Below are 17,423 nucleotides of genomic sequence, written 5' to 3'. Positions count from 1 at the left end.
TGACAGCAGATTAAGCGGCATAAAATTAAACTATTTTACACCCAATTAGGAAGGTTTAAAGTATGTTAAATGTTTACTAAAACAAGACAGGAATAAAACAGCAATAGGACGAATGTAATGCCAATCCATCCTATTGAGGTGACGGTCAACAAAGCGCAGCTTAGTGCATTGCAGAAGATTTTAATGGTTATCTTTTAAAGTAATGCCGCTCATCAGCTGATAAAACTTAGCAAACTCTGAAAAGTCAGCAGAGCCAGGCTCATATTGATTGCTGGCGGCACGCACTAGGCTTGCTACTTGCGCCATAACCGGAGTAGGCACTTGTTTTTCGGTTTGTAAATCAATGGCAATACCGCAGTCTTTGGCCATTAAGTCGATGGTAAAGGTCTTAGGATAGGTTTGATTAACAATGCGGTCTGGCAAAGTGACGAGAGTGGCAAAACTTTGACCACTGGCTTTATTGATGCAGGCTAAGGCATCACTTGGGTTGACGCCATGCGCCTTTAACACCGATAACCCTTCTACAGCCGCCCAAGCATTAATGGCAAATAAGGTATTATTGACCGCTTTGACCGCAAAACCCGCCCCCGAGTCACCGACATGGACAATCAGACCGGCAAAGCAGTCGATGGCGCTCTTAGCATAAGCCAACGCTTTGGCTGAGCCGCCGATCATCACCGTCAACGTACCGCTGTCAGCCCCTGAGGTTTGGCCAGAGACAGGCGCATCCAAAAACTCACAGCCCGCAGCACTAAGCTTGGCCTGACTGGCCTTGGCGTTCTCAGGTACACCGCTGGTACAGTCTACCCACACACTGCCAGCGTTAAGGTGTGGCAAGGCTTGTTTAATAAGGTCATCGACTACTTGACTGGTGGGCAGGCAGGAGAAAATGACATCGGCGCTCACCGCTTGCTCTAGGCTGACGGCTTGGGTGCCAAACTCTGCGGCGTGCGCAGTGGCCTTGTCAAAATTTCGATTATAGACCATCACCGTATCAAACGAACCGACTAAGTGCTTGGCCATGTGGTGCCCCATAGCACCTAGGCCGATGAAGCTTACTGAGGTAGGGGCAGCACTGCGAGGCGCAAACGTATCAGGGGTAGAGCTCATGTCAAAATCCTTTATATCCAAAATAAGAATAGCGTTACACTACATTAGAACACTAAAGTTACTAAAAAATCATCCATATATTGCTAGAATAGCTTATTTAATAAGCCCTTATTTTAATTAATTTCTTTTAAGTTTACTGGCCAATTTAGCTGATAATACTAGGACTGACAACACCATGACTGATAATAATCTAAGCCTTGATCCCTCAAAAACTGCGCCTACCCCTAGTAAGTCAGGCCCTCATTTAGATAGTAATTGGAACAACGATGCGCTTGATTTGAGCCAAGACTATGGCATGCAGACCATAGCAGTCAGAGCCGGTCAACATCGTACCGATGAAGGTGAGCACAATGAGCCAATTTTCACCACCAGCTCTTATGTATATGAGTCAGCGGCTGATGCTGCCGCCCACTTTAATGGTAGCAAAAGCGGTAATGTCTATTCACGCCACACCAATCCTACAGTACGTACCTTTGAGCGTCGATTGGCTGCACTAGAGGGTGGTGAGCGTGCGGTGGCCACAGCCTCTGGTATGGGCGCAATCTTGACCATGTGCCTAGCTTATCTTAAGCAAGGGGATCACATTGTAGCAGCCAAGCAGCTGTTTGGCTCAACGGTCGGTCTGTTTAATAACTTTATGGGTAAGTTTGGTGTCAGCGTCACCTATGTGGACTGCTTTGACAATCAAGCTTGGGCTGATGCCATTGAGCCCAATACCCGCCTGCTATTTTGTGAAACCCCAAGCAATCCTTTGGGTCAAATCGCCGACTTACAGGCCATTAGTGAGATCGCTCACGCTCAAGGCGCACTGTTTGTGGTTGATAACTGTTTTGCGACTCCAGCCATTCAAAAGCCCTTGGATTTTGGTGCCGATGTGGTGATTCATTCAGCCACCAAGTATATCGATGGGCAAGGCCGCGTATTGGGTGGTGCTTTAGTGGGTAGCGATGAGCTAATGCAGCAGGCTTTCGTTGTGGTACGATCAGGTGGGATTAGCATGAGCCCGTTTAATGCTTGGGTATTTATCAAAGGTCTTGAAACCTTGAATTTGCGCATGCAGGCACATTGTGACAATGCCAATAAGGTTGCCGCCTTCTTGCAGTCGCATCCCCATGTAGAAAAAGTGCATTTTTCAGGATTAACCAGTCATCCTATGCATGAATTAGCGGTCAAGCAGCATCACCGCGCCAATTGCTTTGGTGCCATTATGGGCTTTGAGGTGAAGGCGGTAGGGGCACATACCGCTCAATCTGCCGCGTGGCATGTTATTGATAGCACGCGCATGGTGTCTATTACCAACAACTTGGGCGATGCCAAAACCACAGTGACCCATCCGGCCACTACCACCCACTTTAGGATTTCGGCTGAGGCAAGAGCTGAGGCGGGCGTCACTGACTCATTAATTCGACTGTCTGTGGGCCTTGAAGATGTCGATGATATTATCAAAGACTTAGCACGCGGATTGGACAGTCTGAGCTAAGTTTGACGGTGTTTGTCCTATAAAGACATCTGCAGCCTAAAAACAAGGTAAATAAGCCAAGTCACAAGCTTAAAACATAACCCCTTAGACAGTCTGTTCAGTTATCAGTATAATGAGACTAATGGTGACTTAGGGCTGTTAAAAACAATAAAACAGTGACTGATACCTAGCACAAAATTCGATACATTGTGATTACTTATTAGAGGTAAATATGAATATTCAAGCACTTATGCAGCAAGCGCAAGCCATGCAAAAGCAAGTGGAAGCCAACGTAGAAAAAGCAAAAAAAGAGCTGGCGGATAAAGAAGTTCAAGCTGAAGCCGGCAATGGCTTGGTAAAAGTGACCATGACCGGTCGCCATGTGGTAAAACGTCTTTCTATTGATCCAAGCTTATTAGAAGATGAGCCAGATTTAATCGAAGATTTAATCGCTGCTGCCATTAATGCTGCTGTCACCAAAGCTGACGAATTGTCAGAGACGACTTTAGCCAAGGCCACCAGTGGCATGGGGCTACCTCCAGGCATGCAAGGCCTATTTGGTTAATGGCGTTTTAATTGACTGATTAAAAGCTAAAATGGGGTGGTAATGAGTCAATTACCCCCCATTTTTGTTTTAACGCTATTTTTTAACGCTATTGTTGAGCGACCCTAAAATAGGGTGCTTAATCTAGGGCGCTGAATTTAAGGTGCTTGGCTGATTTTATAGATTCATTGACACAAGTAAAAAAGGTGATTGATTGTTAACCGAAAAATTTGATAATTTGGTTAAGCAGCTGCGTGTGCTGCCAGGTGTGGGTCAAAAGACCGCCCAACGTATGGCGCTGCATCTGCTAAATGGTAGAAGAGGGCAAGGCTCAGCTTTGGCGCAGGCGCTAGATATCGCCATGCACGAAATCATTGAATGTCGTCAATGCCATTCTTTTAGTGATGATGACATCTGTCCTATCTGCGTTGATCCTAGACGTGATGATAGCGTGCTGTGTGTGGTGGAGACCGCCGCTGATGTCATGGCCATCGAGCAAGCAGCAGGCTATAGAGGTCGCTATTTTGTGCTAGGGGGGCATTTATCGCCATTAGATGGTATTAATGCCGATGACCTCAATATAGATCAGCTGGTTAACCGAGTCAAAACCGCACCGGTTGATGAGATTATCCTAGCCACCAGTACCACCGTAGAGGGGCAGACCACCGCGCATTTTATCGCTGAAGCTGTGCGTCGCCATGTGGGTAAGGTCACGCGTATAGCACAAGGTATTCCTATGGGCGGTGAGCTTGAGTATTTAGACAGTATGACCTTATCGCAAGCGCTACAAAACCGCTCTTAGCCTTTATATTTTGTGATTTTATTTGTTTAACTTTTTCGCCAATTTTTAAGAAGACCCCAATGACACAGGTAGCATCCGAGACAACCGCAGCAAAAGCGCAATCTACAGACAAAAAAATTGCCTCTATTTATGACAGCAGCAAGCTACTAGATCCTGAGGCTATTGCACGTGAGAGACAAGCGTCAGCAGATTTGCCTGTGCACTGGGTGGCAGATTTTGATGCCCTAGAGGCCTGTTTAGATGATTTAGAGACCTGCGATCGGGTGGCACTAGATACCGAATTCATTAAGCGCAATACTTACTTTCCTATTCTAGCGCTGGTGCAGATTAATACCGGTAAAGCCATCTATTTGATTGATGCACCGAAGCTTGATTTGACGGAGTTTTGGGTGGTATTAGAAGAGATGCCATTGATGATTTGGCATGCTTGCGGTGAGGATCTGGGTATTTTTTATCTGCTATCAGAAAGCCCTGCGCTCACCAATGTGTTTGATACTCAAATTGCTTTGTCTTATCTAACCGGACAGCTACAGATGGGGTATCAGCAAGCACTGAGCCAAGAGCTTGATGTGCATGTCGAAAAAGCAGAGAGCCAATCAGATTGGCTGGCACGTCCATTGAGCCATGAGCAAGAAAATTATGCCATTGATGATGTGCGTTATTTGCTCAATTTATACGATATATTGCAGCAGCAACTGAGCAAGCAGGGCTTAACTGATAAAGTGGTTGAGGACTGTCAGTTGTATGCCAAAGAGTTGTATGAATCGGCCAATATCGAAGATGACGCCACTTATCTGGCTATGGCAGATTTTCGCTATACCCCAGAGCAGTTGGCGGTATTACAAGCAGTATCTAGCTGGCGCGAGGCATTGGCTCGAGCGACCAATCAGCCCAAGACTTTTGTGCTAAAAAAACAAGCCGTACGTGATTTGGTGGTAGAGATGCCAACCAGTATTAAGCAGCTGACTCAAAAGACCACCATGCACCGCAGTATCGTACGCTTATATGGTGATGAGCTGATCCAAGTGATTAATCAAGCCAAGGCGCTAAGCCCAGAGGAGCAGCCACCACGGATTTTTCCACCCTACCGCTCTAAAGATAAGAGTGTCTCAAAAGCGGTCGATCAGGTGATTAAGCAATATGAGGAACAGACTGGCGTGCCTGCCAATGTGCTGATGCGCAAAAAATGGCTGTCAAGCTTATATGAAATTGTGGCCTATGACTTACCACTTGAGCAGCTGCCTGAGGGTCTAAAAGGTTGGCGCAATGAATGGGTGATGAGCACCTTAATTCCACTTATCACGTCGCACAAAGAAGCACTAAAAGCGGGTATGAGCATGCAAGAGGATGACTAGCGGCGTTTAAAATAACCATGGTCTAAGAAGTAGGCCGTTTGCTCAGCTACTTTTGGGTTAATGAGCATACCGGTGTGTGAGACGGGCATAATAATATGATCTGTTGCCTCATTAAGCTGGGTCTCAAACACATAAACGGTGCCATCGTGGGCAGATTGCGGCTGTGATAAGTTAACCTTTTGGTTGTGATAATTTAGCACCAGTTGCCCTAAGCCATAAGGGGCATCGCCGGCTATCACGCCTAAGCTTATGCTTTTAGGCCAAGGGGCACTTTGGCCATCTAATGCATTTTTAAATGAGTGTCCCACCAAAGGCACCGCCAATGTACTCATGTATTTGGCGGTGGTACTGCCATTATGTGGTGTGCCTAAGGTAACGCAGCGGCCAATTTTCCAGTGTGGATAACGCGCCACAAAATCTCGAATGACCAAGCCGCCTAAGCTGTGTCCGACCAAATGGATGGCGATGGCAGGATTGTGATGCTCAGTGAGCCACTGATTTAAGCGTTTACTGTGCTGATCAATACGCTCACGCAGGCTGTGATAATTATGCTGATGGGTGGCAAAACTACGGTTTTGTAACTGCTTGGCCAATGGCGTCATAATCCAGTCTTTTTGATGCAGTCCATGGATTAACACCACAAAAGGACGATCTGAGTCGCCATGGGTCATCAGTTTATGGGATGGTTTATGAGGTTTATCAGGTTTTTTTAGAGGCACAATATTAGGCAGGGGTAGCTTTAACATAAGGTAAGCTCGTTAATATAATCTCATGAGTGAGTCTTATCATAATACACTGCATACAAAAAAACCTTCAAGTCTTGGACCTGAAGGTTTTTTTGTTGTTACTCATTAAGTAATAGCAGCGTGATCAATAGCAGCTTAGCTTATTAAAGGCTTACATGCCCATCTAAGCTGTCTGCTACATCCTACCTACATATAATTTTCGATACTTGGGCAGCTACACATTAGGTTTTTATCGCCATACACATCATCAATACGGCCCACAGATGGCCAGAATTTGTGCTCACGGATATAGTCTAATGGGAAGGCTGCGGTATCACGGCTGTATGGGTGTGACCACTCAGCACCAGTAATCACAAAGGCAGTGTGCGGTGCATTGACCAGAGGGTTGTCCTCTAACGTCCAGCCGTCTGTGCCCGCTTTTACTTTCATGGCTTCTTGCTTGATAGATTTTAGCGCAGCAATAAAGCGGTCAAGCTCATGCTTAGCTTCAGACTCAGTAGGCTCAATCATCAAGGTGCCAGCCACAGGGAAGCTCATGGTAGGCGCATGGAAGCCGTAGTCCATAAGACGCTTGGCAATGTCTGCTTCAGTGATGCCGGTTTCTTCTTTGAGCGGGCGAATATCAATAATACACTCGTGCGCCACACGGCCGTTTTTGCCAGTATATAACACAGGGTAATCGTCTTTTAACTGACTGGCCACGTAGTTGGCGTTAAGCAGCGCAGTCTTAGTGGCTGACAGTAGACCATCACGGCCCATCATGGTGATATACATCCATGAGATAGGTAAGATACTTGCTGATCCATAAGGGGCTGCAGAGACCGCCGTGGTGTCTTTTGGTGCATTAAACACAGGGGTTACGCTGTGGTTGGCTTTAAAAGGTGCAAGATGCGACTTCATGCCAATAGGACCCATGCCTGGACCGCCGCCGCCATGAGGGATACAGAAGGTTTTGTGTAGGTTCATGTGTAGCACATCCGCGCCCACTTCAGCTGGCTGCATAATGCCCACCTGAGCGTTCATGTTGGCGCCGTCCATATACACTTGACCGCCATGGCTGTGAATTAAGCTACAGATATCACGGATACCCGCTTCAAACACCCCATGCGTTGAGGGATAAGTGATCATCAAGGCACCCAAGTTTGCACTGTGCGCTTCACACTTCGCCTTTAGGTCATCCACATCGACGTTACCGTTTTCGTCGGTATCTACTACCACAACTTTCATGCCCATCATTTGAGCAGTCGCAGGGTTGGTGCCATGGGCAGATTTAGGGATTAAACACACATCACGCTCAGTTTGACCCAATGATTCATGGTAACGGCGGATGGCCAATAGACCTGCGTACTCACCAGAGGCGCCTGAGTTTGGCTGCATAGAGATATCATCAAAGCCGGTGATGGCTTTTAACTGCTCTTGCAGGCTTTCAATCATAGCGATGTAACCGGTAACTTGGTCACGAGGGGCGAAAGGATGCACATTGGCAAACTCATTCCAAGTGATGGGTAACATTTCGCTGGTGGCATTGAGCTTCATGGTACAGCTGCCAAGCGAAATCATGCTACGGTTCATGGCCAAGTCTTTGTCTTCAAGTTTTTTTAAGTAGCGTAGCATTTCATGTTCGGTGTGATGCGAATTAAACACAGGGTGAGTCAAAATAGCATCGGTACGCAATACCGCTGAATCTAAAGAGACACGAGCATCGCTAGGTAAGGCTTCTGCTTTGTTGGTGAACAGCTGAGTTAAAGTTTCAAAGTCTGCTGCATTACTGGTTTCAGAGAAAGACACCGACAATTTGCTGTCGCCTTCACGCCATAAGTTATAACCTAGGTTTTCAGCGTTCTCATAGATTTGAGTGGCCAGTTTTTCTGAGCCGCAATCGATCAATACCGTATCAAAGATTTGATCATGAACCACTTTTAGCTCATCGCCAGCCGCTTTAATGGCATCGCTAAAGGCAGTTGCCATAGCATGGATGCGAGTGGCAATGCGCTTTAGGCCTTCAGGGCCATGATAAACGGCATACATACCAGCCAAGTTGGCCAATAGCACCTGAGAGGTACAGATGTTTGAGTTGGCTTTTTCGCGGCGAATGTGCTGCTCACGAGTTTGTAGCGCCATACGTAGCGCTGTATTGCCTTGGGCATCTTTTGATACCCCGATAATACGGCCTGGCGCTGATCGTTTGGCTTTATCTGTGAAGGCAAAGTAGGCCGCATGTGGACCACCAAAGCCCATAGGAATACCAAAACGCTGCGTACTACCCAAAGCCACATCGGCGCCCATAGCAGCGGGTGATTTTAGCAGTACCAAGCTCATGATATCGCTGACCACAAGCGCATACGTTTTGTTCTGTTTAACCGCAGCAATAACCTCAGTTAAATCTACCACGTCGCCTTCTTTACCCACATACTGGAATAGGGCACCGAAGAAGTCGCCAGATTTGGCAGTTTCAAAATCACCGACCACAACGTCCCAGCCGAAGTACTTAGCACGGGTTTTGATAACATCTAGGGTCTGCGGATATACGCGCTCATCAACGAAGAATTGGTTTGATTTGCTTTTGCTGACTCGCTTGGCCATGGCCATACCTTCAGCGGCAGCTGTTGCTTCATCTAATAAAGAGGCGCCGGCCATCTCAAGACCTGTCAAATCGATACAGACTTGTTGGAAGTTTAGCAGTGCTTCTAGACGACCTTGTGAGATTTCAGCTTGATAAGGGGTGTAAGCTGTGTACCAGCCTGGATTTTCTAGTACGTTGCGCTGAATGACCGCAGGCATACGCACAGGAGAATAGCCTTGGCCGATATAGCTTTTGTTGACGGTGATATCGTCTGCCATAGCACGCAATTTGGCTAAGGCATTGTGCTCGCTCATGGCCTTAGGTAGGTCTAATTCGCGGTTCATACGCACAGCTTCTGGCACGGTATCAGCGATAAAACTGTCCATATCCTCATAACCGACTGCTTTTAGCATTTCGGCTTGGTCGTTGGCGCCTGAACCTAAGTGTCTAGCGACAAAACGGGCTTCATCAAACAGCCCATCAAAAGATAAGCCATTACTGGTAGTGGTTGAATTTGCTGAAGTCATGGTTGTCCTTTGTATCAAGTTGAAGGTCAAAATTGAGCTTGATTAAATCACCAATCCGCTAACGTAGGGAGTGATGAGGCGGTAATAAAAGTAGGATAAAAAAATAGGTTAAACTTCTTTGACGAATTGATCGTAATCGAAACGGAACTGACTGTGGTATATACCATTATCAGCACGCTCTCCGGCACCAATCATCATAACCACATGATGGTGATTGCCAAGTTTGAGCAGTTTTTTTAGGGCAGGCTCATCAAAGCCACCCATAGCACAGCTGTCAAAGCCGTGAGCACGTAAGGCTAAAATCAAGTTTTCTGCAGCAAGAGCCGTGTTATACATCGCCCAGTTTTTGATGTCTTCATAGGTATAATAAGGCGATTTAACAGGTCCTTTAAATTGACGAACGGCCTTTGTCATGCCCCACTTGGCAATCGAAATAATGCCAGCTGGTCCACGCAAAAAATCTAATGGAACAATTCTTTCGTAATAATCACGCACCTTTTTTGGCGCAGCGCCATCTGGGAACTTGCGAATATTTTGTTTGGCGTTGTCGCGCCAAGTGTCGGTTCTTGCCACCACAGCAATAAGTCGATTTGCGGTTCTGGCACCGTTTTGGTTCATACAAATTTTATTGGCCTTAGCACGCTTCTTTGGCGTGTTAATGACATAAAACTCCCAAGGCTGTAAGTTGCTTGAGTTCGGGGCGAGCATGGCCAATCGCAAGCAGTCACGTAGCACGTCATCTGAAATGGGCGTGTCAGTAAATCTTCTTACCGAGCGACGCGACTCCACCACGTTTTTAAAAGCTTCCAGATAAGGGGCTTTTGGGCTGAGCACCTGCTCATTATTCGCCGTCTCAAGGTTAGCAGCGTTCGCATTACTGTCTTGGTGACTGTTGTCGTTGTTCATACCAGCATATCCTTTGCAAATCATAAGGGGGGACAACTGATAAGGTTTCCCCAGTTTCATCTCTTTAAATTTAGAGACTTAGCTTAAGACTCTATATTTTAAGCACTATAAAATAAGTCTTAAAACTCAGCATTACCTCATGTCAGAGGCAATGCTGATCTAACACACTGATGGACAATAAAGCGTTACTTATAGTTCAGCTTGGTACTCTTCAGCCGATAATAATGACTCAAAGTCATCAGCATTGTCAGGCTTGATACGATACATCCAACCTTCACCGTATGGGTCGGTATTGATAACTTCAGGATCATCTTCAAGCGCTTCGTTAATCGCCACAACTTCACCAGTAAGCGGGGCATAAACGTCAGAGGCGGCTTTTACAGACTCAACGACAGCCACTTCGTCGTCAACGGCCACAGTGTCACCGACGTCTGGTAGCTCAACATAAACGATATCGCCAAGGGCTTCTTGAGCGTGGTCAGTGATACCAACGGTCACGGTACCGTCGTCTTCCAAACGTAGCCACTCATGGCTGGCAACGTACTTTAGCTCTGATGGAACATTACTCATGTTTTTCTCCTGGGGTTAAAAAATCAAACAATAATAAAATATTAAGTAGTTGAATTAAAAGGTTAAATAAATCCGCTACTGGGGCAAATTCGCTCTTACTATAGCAAACAATTGCAGGGTTTATTAGCGCCTATTTTCGATTACCAAAAAAATAAAAATGCGATAGAAATTTGGTCGAAAATAGGCCTTAAATCAGTGCACAGCTTGGCTAGCAGAGCAATAAATGGCTATTAGTCAAATTGCTTAGCGCCATTACGCACAAAGGGCAGCTTTAACACACGGACATCGACAAATTTACCCTTGCCGCGTAAATCGACTTGTACCGTGTCTTCATCGGTGACTGACTCTGGAACACGTGCGATGGCGATAGATTGTTTTAGGGTAGGCGAGAAAGTACCGCTGGTGATAATACCGCTACTTTCTTTATCTGTGCCTTGATTGATGGTAACGCTCATGCCTTCACGCAGTACGCCGCGGGTCTCAAGCAATAAGCCCACCTGCTTCATGGCGCTACCTTCTTCTTGTGACTGCTTGCGCTTGGCAACTAAAGCTTCACGGCCCACAAAATCACGGTCATCTTTTAATGCCAAGGTCCAGCCCATGTTGCACTCATAAGGGCTCACTGTATCGTCCATGTCATGGCCGTATAAGTTCATGCCAGCTTCCATACGCAAGGTATCTCGTGCGCCCAGACCAGCTGGCTTGATTTCATGCTCTAATAATAACTTGTAAAAGTCAGAGGCGTGATCACCATGCAAAATAACCTCAACACCATCTTCACCGGTATAGCCGGTACGCGCCACAAACCAGTCATTGCCCTCGATATCGGTTAAATCTGCACCAACAAAAGGTTTAAGAGCATCTAAAGTATCCGCCCAAGCAGGTTTGGCTCGTTTTAATTTGGCCACAGCTTTTGGACCTTGAACGGCTAAGATGGCCAATTCAGGACGTTCTGTTAGACGCACATCGAAATCTTCGGCCACTTTATTAAACTGAGCCAAGTCTTTATCACGGGTAGCGGCGTTTGAGATAATACGGTATTGGGTCTCATCTTCGTTGATCAAATAGACAATCAAATCGTCAATAACACCGCCGTCTGCGTTTAGCATGCCAGAGTACAGCGCTTTGCCGACAGTCTTTAGTTTGGCCACGTCATTTGCCAACAGCTTTTGTAGCCAAGCTTTTGCCTGAGCGCCTTCAACATCAGTAATCACCATATGTGACACATCAAACATACCGGCATCGGTACGGACTGCTTCATGCTCATCAATTTGAGATCCGTAATGGATGGGCAGCTCCCAGCCAGAAAAATCAACAATCTTACCGTTATTGTCTAAATGCGACTGATAAAAAGGGGTACGTTGTAAGGTGGTCATGACAAATCCTTATGGTTAGTAATAAAAGCAGTTAATAAAACTTAAGTGAATAACTACTGTATCGTAAATGATGCGGATAGCAAATCATCAAAAAAATCATTAATAAAAATGAAAGCCAAAAATAAAAGGCCTAAAAATGGCATAAAAATGGCATAAAAAAAGGCAAATAAGTCGCCGAGTCATTAGCCTTATCAGCAATCACTGATAAAGTCTCTCGAAATACTTATTTGCCCCATCTGTCCTGTGACCTGAGATTTTCGATAGTGGCCTATCACCGCTATCTTTTCCCCTTCGGTGGGTACTTATGCTTGAAGTACCACTCTCCAGATTTGTCATTGTTGTCTCAAAACGCAGGTTATGGCTGTGCTTTGAAGCCCACCTCATTGTCAGCATTTTATAACTATTGCCGTAATGAGTCGTCTGGCCATAAGCTTAATAGGTCAGCTGTGGCGGTGGGCTAATGAGTCATTCAGTCCGGTTACCTGAGCGATTGGCAGGGTGCTTACGCCTTCGGTGGCAGTCTTATTTATTAATGCGGTTCACTCACATGAAGTTAACTTGCCTTAAAAAGCTTACTGCGCTCTCCTGAAAAACGCCCTTATTATGAAAGGTGTGCGCCAAATTTACAAGTGACAAATTCTCAGCGAATTATACAGCACCTTGGATGAGTAAACATTTAGCGAAAATCTACGCCGCAACTTAATAAAAGCCTTGGTAAAATCTTAAACTGGCTTATGCGCTTAGCAGGCCTTGTCCGCCTATATGAGACGGCAAGGCTATGCTTGTGTTGCGTTTGTTAGCATATTCGTTATTATAGCCACCCAAAAGGCGCACGTGTTGTATTATGGTAGCGTAACAAAATTTTGATTATGACAATAAGCTTGGTCTGCCAAAGCTAGCTTTTTTGATTGTATGGCACCCTAAATTTGATTGTATGGCGCCCTAAATGTATCACTCCTTAATTTTTTTAACTGTAAAGGTAGTATGTAATGCATTGTGATATTTATAAATTTCCCAAACGCAGCGAGATGTATGTCTATATTGCACGCCCTGACTATCCCAATGATACCGATGAAATTAAAGATTGGCTGGGCGTGTTACCCAAGGACTTACGTCAAAGCTTGGGCGAGCCAAAATTCTTAATGCATTTGGACTTAGCAGAAACCAAAAAACTGGCCAGAGTCAATAAAGATGACGTGATTGAAAAATTACAATCACAAGGCTATTTTGTACAAACCCCACCCTCAGATGTGCTATTGGCGCAGGCACAGGCGCGTATGAAAGAGGGTCAAGATAAGCGTTATGATTGATAAATGGATTTAATTTTTCATTTGGTGTAGAAAACATTTAAAATAGGGGTTTATTGGCCAAAAGGCACACTTTTTGGCCAAATTTGCCGCTTAATAACGACTTAAAAGTTTGTTAATAGCTGCCGATTAGCTATCAGCCATGGATTTATTATTAGTTAACTCATGGTAGAATATGGCAAATGAAAGACAAGATTTGCTTTGGTCTGACTGGCCTTGGCAGTAAGTTTAATTTAACGTTAATTACTTGAAGACTGAGCATTGCATGGAATGGTTACGCAATATTGTTATTAATTTACCGCTGGATGACATCAGCGATGCGGCGAGCCGACTGACGATCTGGTGGAGCCATTTTGTGGCCAATGTGCCGCCTGATATGCTGCCCATGTATGCCTATGTTGGGTTTTCAGTGATGGTGCTATTGTTGTGGCTTTTGGTGGTTAGAGTGATGCCCAGTCCCTTTGGTGGTATGAGCTGGCTAGCTGTGTTCGCTATTTTGCTGGCACCTGGATCTGCCGCTGGCGAGACCGGCGATATTGCTCCGGCCAGTATCGGGGTGATTTATGGTATCTTAATGAAAGAACCGGGTGCAGCCATGCGCAGCTTGCTACCTATCTTGGTGGTATTTGCGGTTGGGTTGGTTTTAGGCTTTATTTGGCAAATGATTAAAAATGCCGTTGAGTCCAGTGCTGAACAGGCGCGTCAACAAGCCATCGCTGATGAAAAAGCCAATATGCAATTGGCCTCCGCCAACTATGTTGACTTGGTACAGGGGGATACTGAAGCAAGTCAGGCTGAACTGGTAAAAACCCAAAAGTCTGTGCCTATCGCCAAAGACAGCAATAAAGATAACTGATAATAAGTCATACACGTATTAGGCACACGCTATTAAACCCTTAAAAGTAAAGCCGGCCTTAATAACAACAGACAATGAGCAAGGCGGGTGGGTAAACAAGGCATTGTTTGCCTATTACCGGTCTTAGCCCCTCACAATTTAGATTGCGCTAATCTCGCTTAGCCATGATACATGACAGACACATGACAATTGCCGCAATCTTCCTCTTATTCGCTATGGTTAGTGAGCAACTATTTATCAGCAAAATCAGTCAATAAAACACGCAGCCTAATTGAGCTTAGTTAAACCTCATTAAATCCAATTAAGCTTGGTTAACATTAGCGACTGATATGATGTTTAAAATGTGCATAAACATGCGCTAAGCTCTAAAAATAGTGCTCAAACCTAATGGCTACCCCTTGTTATTTATTACAACATCCACCTTATCTTTAGTGAGAAGAGACTTATTATGACCCAATCTAATCTTAATCAAACAAAAAATACTCAGTTTACCGGTACCCAAAGCTATATCGCCACTGACGACCTACAGTTGGCCGTGAATGCAGCCATTACTTTGCAAAAGCCACTGCTGATTAAAGGCGAGCCGGGCACAGGTAAGACTTTATTGGCAGAAGAGGTGGCCGCAAGCTTGGGCATGCCGCTTATTACTTGGCATATCAAGTCGACCACCAAGGCTGAGCAGGGTCTGTATGAGTACGATGCGGTATCGCGTCTGCGTGATTCGCAATTGGGCGATGATAGAGTGTATGACATCAATAACTACATTAAACCTGGTAAATTATGGGAAGCCTTTACCTCAGATGAGCGCAGTGTGTTATTAATCGATGAGATTGACAAGGCCGATATTGAGTTCCCAAACGACTTGCTGCATGAGCTAGATAAGATGTCTTTTTATGTCTATGAGACAGGAGAAACCATCACCGCTGATAAACGCCCTGTTGTGATTATCACCTCAAACAACGAAAAAGAACTGCCAGATGCTTTTTTACGTCGCTGCTTTTTCCATTATATTGACTTTCCAGAAGAGCAAACCATGCGTCAAATCATCGATGTGCATTTTCCCAATATTCAAGAAAAGCTGGTCAATGATGCATTAGATATCTTCTATAAGCTGCGCAATCTTCAAGGTCTTAAAAAGCCGCCCTCAACGTCTGAGCTGGTGGACTGGTTGACCTTGTTATTGGCTGATGACATGGCACAAGAAGAGCTTGAGGAAAACTTACGCGGCGAAAAATCAATTCCACCTCTGTATGGCGCCTTGTTAAAAAATGAAGCGGACATTACCTTATTACAGCGCTTCGCCAATATGATGCGCCGCTAATGACGGAAGATGGCGGCTTATGTATAAGCTTAAAAGTATCGAATTGGTGTCATAAAAAAAGGTTAGGCTGATATGTTTGTAAAACTGTTTTATACCTTGCGCACTTATGGGGTGCCGGTCAGTACCCGTGAGCTGCTTGACTTAAATGCGGCGCTTGATAAGGGATTAATGCGTCAGCCGCATCCTGAACTATCTAAACAGTTTCCTGAGGATAAAGACCTGTGGTACTTTGCTAGTCGTGAGGATATGTACCGGCTTATTAAGCTGTGTATGGTCAAAGATGAGCGTCATTTTGATAAATTTGACCGTGCCATGGCCGATTATTTCGAGGGCGTTGATAGTCTGGACATCGATGAGCTGATGGCAAAATTGACCGACATTCCTCAAGAGTGGCTTGATCTTAAGCTTGATCCAAAAAACTTGACCGAAGAGCAGCGACGCCTGCTCAAAAAATACGGCTCGCTTGAGGAGCTGATGAAGGCGTTAGAGGAGCGCTTAAAAGAGCAAAAAGAGCGTCATCAAGGTGGCAGCAAATGGGTCGGCACTGGAGGCAGCTCTCCTTTTGGTGCTTATGGCGACCACCCTGAAGGGGTACGGGTTGGCGGTGAGTCTCGTAAGCGTAGCGCTGTTAAAGTATGGGAGCAGCGCAAATACCGCGACCTTGACGATGATAAGCTGCTGGGTACCCGTCAGTTGCAGATGGCGCTGCGCAATCTGCGTCAATTCGCTCGTACCGGCAGTGCCGATGAGCTAGATATCAAAGAGACCATTAAGCGGACGGCCAAAAAAGGAGTGCTTGATATCCATATGCAGCCGGAGCGCCGTAATAGGGTCAAAGTGCTGATGCTATTCGATGTGGGGGGTAGCATGGACATACACATTGAAGCGCTTGAGAAGCTGTTCTCAGCGGCCAAAAACGAGTTTAAAACCTTAGAGTTTTTCTACTTCCACAACTGTCTTTATGACTATGTATGGAAAAACAATCAGCGCCGGCATGCAGAGCGTACCCCAACCATGGAGCTGCTGCAAAAATATGGCCGCGAATACCGAGTTATCTTCGTTGGCGATGCCTCTATGTCGCCTTATGAGCTGTTTTCTGTTGGCGGTAGTGTGGAGTATATGAATGCTGAGCCGGGTGCAGTTTGGCTCAAAAGAGTGACCGATCACTTTGATAAGGTGGCGTGGCTCAATCCTGAAGATGCTGCCTATTGGGACTACACCCACACCATAGGTGAAATTAAAAAGCTGATGCAAGGTCATATGTACCCCATGAGCCTACACGGGGTAGAGGAGATGACCGAGTATTTGGCGCGGTAATTTTTTAGTCTAAGCAACTGGCGTTTATAAGCGAGCTATTTATTTTTTTAAGCTAAATAAACACTAAAACCATTATTCATCTGACAGCGTATGCAGCGGTGTCATGACTTATTGATATTTGAAGGAGATAAATTGATCAAGTTGTCTATAGACCCGCGTAGGCTGTCTATTAAATCTGTTGCGCTGAGTTTAGTGATGATGGCTTTGGCCACAGGATGTACCAAGGCTAAAGACAGTAAACCGGTTGAACACGGTGCTGATGAGATATTCGTAGGGATGTGCTTTAATGATGCCAGCCCTGAGGATACTGAGGTTAATGAGGACGCTGGCTCGTCGATTACCAATCTGGCGATTGAGTCATTAGCCTGTGACGCCGCCCATGACAATGAGGTGTATTATATCCATGCTTTGCCCGCCACTGCTCAGGACCGCTTAGAGACGCCTGAGTTCTTTGAGGACATGCTAGATATCTGTGAAGATGAGTTTAAACACTATATCGGTAAAGAGTACCAAAAGTCATTTTATGAGATGTCGGTATTATTTCCCACATCTGAGAGCTGGGAGCAGGGTCACAAACAGGCGATATGCTATGCGTTTCATCCTGAGGCTGATAAATTAGATTATCCGCTAAAAGGCATCAAAAAATAATTAACCGTTTAAGTTT

15 protein-coding genes and 2 riboswitches are annotated in these 17,423 nt (G+C 45.5%); of the genes, 9 read left to right on the top strand and 6 right to left on the bottom strand.

What is annotated here, in order from left to right; all coding sequences use genetic code 11:
- Positions 1-180 precede the first annotated feature (180 nt).
- Positions 181-1,110: an NAD(P)-dependent oxidoreductase gene (locus tag JMX92_RS03210; protein ID WP_201543870.1), complete on the bottom strand. Its 930-nt coding sequence runs from the start codon at positions 1,108-1,110 to the stop codon at positions 181-183.
- A 175-nt stretch (positions 1,111-1,285) separates the two neighbouring features.
- Here JMX92_RS03210 and JMX92_RS03205 point away from each other — a divergent pair, with 175 nt between their 5' ends.
- From JMX92_RS03205 to JMX92_RS03190, 4 genes are all read left to right on the top strand, one after another.
- A complete protein-coding gene (locus JMX92_RS03205) occupies positions 1,286-2,590 on the top strand; it encodes an O-succinylhomoserine sulfhydrylase (RefSeq protein ID WP_265089764.1) in 1,305 nt (434 codons plus the stop codon).
- Positions 2,591-2,801: 211 nt separating this feature from the next.
- Complete coding sequence (locus tag JMX92_RS03200; protein WP_011960946.1) at positions 2,802-3,134, top strand: YbaB/EbfC family nucleoid-associated protein; 333 nt, start codon at positions 2,802-2,804, stop codon at positions 3,132-3,134.
- A 193-nt stretch (positions 3,135-3,327) separates the two neighbouring features.
- Entirely contained in the window at positions 3,328-3,915 is a 588-nt protein-coding gene (gene recR, locus JMX92_RS03195) for a recombination mediator RecR (protein ID WP_011960945.1), read from the top strand.
- Between the two features lie 59 nt (positions 3,916-3,974).
- On the top strand, positions 3,975-5,270 hold the full coding sequence (locus JMX92_RS03190) for a ribonuclease D (RefSeq protein ID WP_201543869.1): 1,296 nt from the start codon (positions 3,975-3,977) through the stop codon (positions 5,268-5,270).
- Here the strand turns inward: JMX92_RS03190 and JMX92_RS03185 are convergent.
- The 5 genes from JMX92_RS03185 to gcvT form a co-directional block, all read right to left on the bottom strand.
- The gene (locus JMX92_RS03185; RefSeq protein WP_227675245.1) at positions 5,267-6,016 is read right to left on the bottom strand and encodes an alpha/beta hydrolase; all 750 of its coding nucleotides are present in this window, start codon (positions 6,014-6,016) and stop codon (positions 5,267-5,269) included. The genes JMX92_RS03190 and JMX92_RS03185 overlap by 4 nt on opposite strands.
- Before the next feature lie 186 nt (positions 6,017-6,202).
- Positions 6,203-9,106: an aminomethyl-transferring glycine dehydrogenase gene (gcvP, locus tag JMX92_RS03180; RefSeq protein WP_155587065.1), complete on the bottom strand. Its 2,904-nt coding sequence runs from the start codon at positions 9,104-9,106 to the stop codon at positions 6,203-6,205.
- A gap of 108 nt (positions 9,107-9,214) precedes the next feature.
- Positions 9,215-10,012: a nitroreductase family protein gene (locus JMX92_RS03175; RefSeq protein WP_110816807.1), complete on the bottom strand. Its 798-nt coding sequence runs from the start codon at positions 10,010-10,012 to the stop codon at positions 9,215-9,217.
- A 189-nt stretch (positions 10,013-10,201) separates the two neighbouring features.
- Positions 10,202-10,582 (bottom strand): glycine cleavage system protein GcvH, encoded by a 381-nt coding sequence (gene gcvH, locus JMX92_RS03170; RefSeq protein WP_011960940.1) that lies wholly within the window; start codon positions 10,580-10,582, stop codon positions 10,202-10,204.
- 230 nt (positions 10,583-10,812) lie between these two features.
- Positions 10,813-11,958 (bottom strand): glycine cleavage system aminomethyltransferase GcvT, encoded by a 1,146-nt coding sequence (gene gcvT / locus JMX92_RS03165; RefSeq protein ID WP_011960939.1) that lies wholly within the window; start codon positions 11,956-11,958, stop codon positions 10,813-10,815.
- A 226-nt stretch (positions 11,959-12,184) separates the two neighbouring features.
- A riboswitch (glycine riboswitch) is annotated at positions 12,185-12,295 on the bottom strand.
- Between the two features lie 123 nt (positions 12,296-12,418).
- Positions 12,419-12,556, bottom strand: a riboswitch (glycine riboswitch).
- 391 nt (positions 12,557-12,947) lie between these two features.
- On the opposite strand from gcvT, the gene JMX92_RS03160 reads away from it, so the two are divergent.
- The 5 genes from JMX92_RS03160 to JMX92_RS03140 all read left to right on the top strand — a co-directional run bounded on the left by JMX92_RS03160 (position 12,948) and on the right by JMX92_RS03140 (position 17,407).
- The gene (locus tag JMX92_RS03160) at positions 12,948-13,268 is read left to right on the top strand and encodes a YcgL domain-containing protein (protein WP_011960938.1); all 321 of its coding nucleotides are present in this window, start codon (positions 12,948-12,950) and stop codon (positions 13,266-13,268) included.
- 262 nt (positions 13,269-13,530) lie between these two features.
- Complete coding sequence (locus tag JMX92_RS03155) at positions 13,531-14,121, top strand: hypothetical protein (RefSeq protein WP_201543866.1); 591 nt, start codon at positions 13,531-13,533, stop codon at positions 14,119-14,121.
- A 448-nt stretch (positions 14,122-14,569) separates the two neighbouring features.
- Positions 14,570-15,442: an AAA family ATPase gene (locus JMX92_RS03150; RefSeq protein ID WP_011960936.1), complete on the top strand. Its 873-nt coding sequence runs from the start codon at positions 14,570-14,572 to the stop codon at positions 15,440-15,442.
- Positions 15,443-15,514: 72 nt separating this feature from the next.
- Entirely contained in the window at positions 15,515-16,759 is a 1,245-nt protein-coding gene (locus tag JMX92_RS03145; RefSeq protein ID WP_110816803.1) for a vWA domain-containing protein, read from the top strand.
- 132 nt (positions 16,760-16,891) lie between these two features.
- The gene (locus JMX92_RS03140) at positions 16,892-17,407 is read left to right on the top strand and encodes a septum formation family protein (protein ID WP_227675244.1); all 516 of its coding nucleotides are present in this window, start codon (positions 16,892-16,894) and stop codon (positions 17,405-17,407) included.
- Positions 17,408-17,423: the final 16 nt, after the last annotated feature.

Origin of the sequence: Psychrobacter sp. H7-1 (assembly GCF_904846585.1) — a bacterium.
Taxonomy (GTDB): domain Bacteria; phylum Pseudomonadota; class Gammaproteobacteria; order Pseudomonadales; family Moraxellaceae; genus Psychrobacter; species Psychrobacter raelei.
The sequence above is the reverse complement of the archived record's forward strand: the minus strand, read 5'-3'. Positions and strand labels throughout refer to the sequence as shown.

Excerpts from the sequence above, each read along its gene's own strand:
- JMX92_RS03160 (WP_011960938.1), top strand. The coding sequence starts at position 12,948 with ATGCATTGTGATATTTATAAATTTCCCAAACGCAGCGAGATGTATGTC.
- JMX92_RS03205 (WP_265089764.1), top strand. The coding sequence starts at position 1,286 with ATGACTGATAATAATCTAAGCCTTGATCCCTCAAAAACTGCGCCTACC.
- JMX92_RS03210 (WP_201543870.1), bottom strand. The coding sequence starts at position 1,110 with ATGAGCTCTACCCCTGATACGTTTGCGCCTCGCAGTGCTGCCCCTACC.
- JMX92_RS03155 (WP_201543866.1), top strand. The coding sequence starts at position 13,531 with ATGGAATGGTTACGCAATATTGTTATTAATTTACCGCTGGATGACATC.
- JMX92_RS03145 (WP_110816803.1), top strand. The coding sequence starts at position 15,515 with ATGTTTGTAAAACTGTTTTATACCTTGCGCACTTATGGGGTGCCGGTC.
- JMX92_RS03200 (WP_011960946.1), top strand. The coding sequence starts at position 2,802 with ATGAATATTCAAGCACTTATGCAGCAAGCGCAAGCCATGCAAAAGCAA.
- gcvT (WP_011960939.1), bottom strand. The coding sequence starts at position 11,958 with ATGACCACCTTACAACGTACCCCTTTTTATCAGTCGCATTTAGACAAT.
- gcvP (WP_155587065.1), bottom strand. The coding sequence starts at position 9,106 with ATGACTTCAGCAAATTCAACCACTACCAGTAATGGCTTATCTTTTGAT.
- JMX92_RS03175 (WP_110816807.1), bottom strand. The coding sequence starts at position 10,012 with ATGAACAACGACAACAGTCACCAAGACAGTAATGCGAACGCTGCTAAC.
- JMX92_RS03190 (WP_201543869.1), top strand. The coding sequence starts at position 3,975 with ATGACACAGGTAGCATCCGAGACAACCGCAGCAAAAGCGCAATCTACA.
- JMX92_RS03185 (WP_227675245.1), bottom strand. The coding sequence starts at position 6,016 with ATGTTAAAGCTACCCCTGCCTAATATTGTGCCTCTAAAAAAACCTGAT.
- gcvH (WP_011960940.1), bottom strand. The coding sequence starts at position 10,582 with ATGAGTAATGTTCCATCAGAGCTAAAGTACGTTGCCAGCCATGAGTGG.
- JMX92_RS03150 (WP_011960936.1), top strand. The coding sequence starts at position 14,570 with ATGACCCAATCTAATCTTAATCAAACAAAAAATACTCAGTTTACCGGT.